We start from the raw sequence: 2,442 nt of genomic DNA, 5'->3' as shown, positions 1-2,442 counted from the left end.
GGGCGCAAGATGGTATTGGCCACCAACATGCCCACTGCAGCAATCACCAGCAGCACCACCACCGCCACGCCAAGGATGCTCAGCAGCACGCCTTCCATGCGTTTTTCGACCTTGGCCTCGACCACCGCCACCTGGGCTTCGATGCCATCGAGGTTCACCGACGTACCAATCACCATGTCCCACTTGGGCAGGTATTCGGTGTAGCCAAGCTTGGGCACCAGTTCGGTCTGGCCGGGCTGGGTCGAGCTGTATTGCAGGTAGTGGGTGCCGTCCTTGCCGACCTTGACCAGGTCGCGGTTGACGTAGACACCGTTGGGGTCACGGTTGTCCTTGAAGCTCTTGCCTACGCCGTCCGGGCTGTTGCCCTTGAACAGGCGGATGGTCTCGGAGTCGTAGCCGAAGAAGTAGCCGTCCTTGCCGTAGGTGGTGTTGGACAACAGTTTGACTACCTGCGCCCGCGCCGCCGTGTCGCCGGGGGCGGCCGCGTCGTAGAGCGGCTTGATGGTGGTCATCGCCACTTCCACATAACTTTGCAGCGTGGCCTTGGCGTCATTGAGCAGGCGCTGGCGGGTTTCATCCACCTCATTGCGCGCCTGGCCCTGCAGGATCCACACCGTGGTCAGGCTGATGACCACGGCAAACAACAACACAGGCACGACGGCCAGGGACAGGACTTTGGCCTTCAAACTCAGACGCATGGATTTTCTCTCTTATTCGTGGCGACTTGAGAGGTTAACGGCCAGTGGCGAAATATCTGTAGGACACCTTGGCTGAGTGGCGACTGGACTGTTGTGGCGAACAGGCTTGCCCTGCGTTGGGCTGCGTAGCAGCCCCCTTTTCAGGCGCCGTAACACGCCAGGTAGATCGAGGTGTCTGGATTCAGGACCGCTTCGCGCTCCAACGCAGGGCAAGCCTGCTCGCCACAATTGAACCTGTTCCAGATACTAGAGGGTCATCGCGGCAAACCAGCCAAACGCCAGCAACGGAATGTTGTAGTGCAGGAAGGTCGGCACCACGGTGTCCCAGATATGGTGATGCTGGCCGTCAATATTCAGGCCGGAAGTCGGGCCGAGCGTGGAGTCCGACGCTGGCGAACCGGCATCGCCCAGCGCCCCCGCCGTACCCACGATGCACACAATCGCCAACGGACTGAAGCCCAGCTGCACACACAACGGCACAAAAATCGCCGCCAGAATCGGCACCGTAGAAAAGGACGAACCAATGCCCATGGTCACCAACAGCCCCACCAGCAACATCAGCAGCGCGCCCACACCACGGCTATGACCAATGAATGCCGCCGAGGCTTCCACCAGTGAGCGCACGTCACCGGTAGCCTTGAGCACTTCGGCAAACCCCGATGAGGCGATCATGATGAAGCCGATCATCGCCATCATCTTCATGCCTTCGGTGAACAGGTCGTCGGTCTCGCGCCAGCGCACAATGCCCGACACCGAAAAGATCAGAAACCCAGCCAGGGCGCCGATGATCATCGAATCCAGCCACAGCTGAATGATAAACGCCGAGGCAATTGCCAGCCCGGCCACCAGCAGGGTCAGCGGGTTGTACTGCACGGCTACTTGCTCGACGCGCTCGATTTTTTCCAGGTCATACACACGCTTTTTGCGGTAGCTGATAAACACCGCCACCAGCAGGCCCACCACCATGCCCAACGCCGGCAAACCCATCGCGTGAGTGACGTTGACCTGGCTGATGTCCACGCCGCTCTTGGCCACGTTGGCCAACAGGATCTGATTAAGGAAGATATTGCCGAAGCCCACCGGCAGGAACATGTAGGGCGTGATCAGGCCGAAGGTCATCACGCAGGCGATCAGCCGGCGGTCCAGTTGCAGCTTGGTCAGCACGTAAAGCAGTGGCGGCACCAGCAGCGGGATAAACGCAATATGGATCGGCAGAATATTCTGCGAAGCAATCGCCACCACCCACAACAGACCAATCAGCAGCCATTTGACATGACTTCCGCCGGTGGCTTCCTGGCGATCGACCAACAGCAGCGCCTTGTCCGCCAAGGCATGCGCCAGGCCGGACTTGGCAATCGCCACCGCGAAAGCGCCGAGCAAGGCGTAGGACAACGCCACGGTCGCGCCGCCGCCCAAGCCGCCGTTAAAAGCCTTGAGCGTGGCCTCGATGCCCAACCCGCCGGTCAAGCCACCGACCAGGGCGCCGACGATGATGGCGATGACCACATGCACACGGGACAAACTGAGCACCAGCATGGTGCCGACCGCGGCGATGACTGCGTTAATCATGGTTACCTCAAGCAAAAAACATAAAAAACAGACAGGCCCGCGACCGGGCGGCCATCAAGTGGCGTCCGTGTGCAGGCTTTAAGAGGTCTTATTAGAGGGCGCGCACTTTGCCGCAGGCGGGCCGTCATGTCAAAAACTGTGGCGAGGGAGCTTGCTCCCGCTGGCGCTCCAGTGC

The 2,442-nt window shown here is 60.3% G+C and carries 2 protein-coding genes; both read right to left on the bottom strand.

What is annotated here, in order from left to right; translation table 11 throughout:
• Positions 1–698 (bottom strand): cache domain-containing protein (locus FEM54_RS30520; protein ID WP_171045943.1); only part of this gene is annotated, 698 nt, incomplete at its 3' end.
• A gap of 246 nt (positions 699–944) precedes the next feature.
• The gene (locus tag FEM54_RS30515; protein WP_169987274.1) at positions 945–2,264 is read right to left on the bottom strand and encodes a Na+/H+ antiporter family protein; all 1,320 of its coding nucleotides are present in this window, start codon (positions 2,262–2,264) and stop codon (positions 945–947) included.
• Between the last annotated feature and the right edge of the window lie 178 nt (positions 2,265–2,442).

The organism is Pseudomonas edaphica (assembly GCF_005863185.1).
GTDB lineage: Bacteria > Pseudomonadota > Gammaproteobacteria > Pseudomonadales > Pseudomonadaceae > Aquipseudomonas > Aquipseudomonas edaphica.
This window is presented reverse-complemented; position numbering and strand designations above follow the sequence as displayed.